At 66.9% G+C, this 1,464-nt stretch carries 1 protein-coding gene; it reads left to right on the top strand.

Translation table 11 applies throughout. From position 1 onward, the window contains the following. On the top strand, positions 1–1,464 hold a 1,464-nt coding region (locus AABA84_RS34805; RefSeq protein ID WP_338314349.1), incomplete at both ends, for an acetyl-CoA carboxylase biotin carboxylase subunit.

The raw sequence follows: 1,464 nt of genomic DNA, 5'->3' as shown, positions 1-1,464 counted from the left end.
ATTCTGATCGCCAATCGCGGCGAAATCGCCTGCCGGGTCATCAAGACCGCGCGCCGCATGGGAATTGAGACGGTTGCGGTCTATTCCGAAGCCGACCGCGACGCCCTCCATGTCGAGATGGCCGACGAGGCCGTGCTGATCGGCCCGCCGGCCGCCGCCGAGAGCTATCTGCTGATCGAGAAGATCGTGGAGGCCTGCCGCAAGACCGGCGCCGAGGCCGTGCATCCCGGCTACGGCTTCCTGTCCGAGCGCGAGGCGTTTCCGCGCGCGCTGGAGGCCGCAGGCATCGTCTTCATCGGCCCCAACCCGGGCGCGATCGCGGCCATGGGCGACAAGATCGAGTCCAAGAAGGCCGCGGCCAAGGCCAAGGTCTCGACCGTCCCCGGCTATCTCGGCGTCATCGAGGACGACAAGCACGCGGTCAGGATCGCCGACGAGATCGGCTATCCCGTGATGATCAAGGCCTCCGCCGGCGGCGGCGGCAAGGGCATGCGCATCGCGCATTCGACCTCCGAGGTCGCGGAAGGTTTCAACCTCGCCAAGGCCGAGGCCAAGGCCTCGTTCGGCGATGACCGCGTCTTCGTCGAAAAGTTCATCGTCGATCCCCGCCACATCGAGATCCAGGTGCTGGGCGACAAGCACGGCAACGTCATCTATCTCGGCGAGCGCGAATGCTCGATCCAGCGCCGCAACCAGAAGGTCATCGAGGAGGCGCCGTCGCCGCTGCTCGACGAGGCCACGCGCCGCAAGATGGGCGAGCAGGCCGTCGCGCTGGCGAAAGCGGTGAACTACGATTCCGCAGGCACCGTCGAGTTCGTCGCGGGGCAGGACAAGAGCTTCTACTTCCTGGAGATGAACACGCGCCTCCAGGTCGAGCATCCCGTCACCGAGCTCGTCACCGGCATCGACCTCGTCGAGCAGATGATCCGCGTTGCCGCCGGCGAGAAGCTCGGCATCGCGCAGAAGGACGTCACGCTGACCGGATGGGCTGTGGAATCGCGCCTCTATGCCGAGGACCCGTTCCGCAACTTCCTGCCCTCGATCGGGCGGCTCGTGAAGTATCGCCCGCCGGCGGAAGCCAGCAAGGACGGCATCACCATCCGCAACGATACCGGCGTGCAGGAGGGCGGCGAGATCTCGATCCATTACGATCCGATGATCGCCAAGCTCGTCACCCATGCGCCTTCGCGCGCGGCCGCGATCGAGGCGCAGGCGACCGCGCTGGATTCGTTCTATGTCGACGGCATCAGGCACAACATCCCGTTCCTGTCGGCGCTGATGCATCATCCGCGCTGGCGCGAGGGCCGGCTGTCGACCGGCTTCATCGCCGAGGAATTCCCCAAGGGCTTTGCGGTGCGCGTGCCCGAAGGTGAGGTCGCCCGGCGGATCGCCGCGGTCGGCGCCGCCATCGATCACGTGCTCGGCGAGCGCAAGCGCCAGATCTCGGGGCAGATGGGCGGCCGC

This window comes from Bradyrhizobium sp. TM239 (assembly GCF_036247985.1).
Taxonomy (GTDB): domain Bacteria; phylum Pseudomonadota; class Alphaproteobacteria; order Rhizobiales; family Xanthobacteraceae; genus Bradyrhizobium; species Bradyrhizobium ottawaense.
This window is presented reverse-complemented; position numbering and strand designations above follow the sequence as displayed.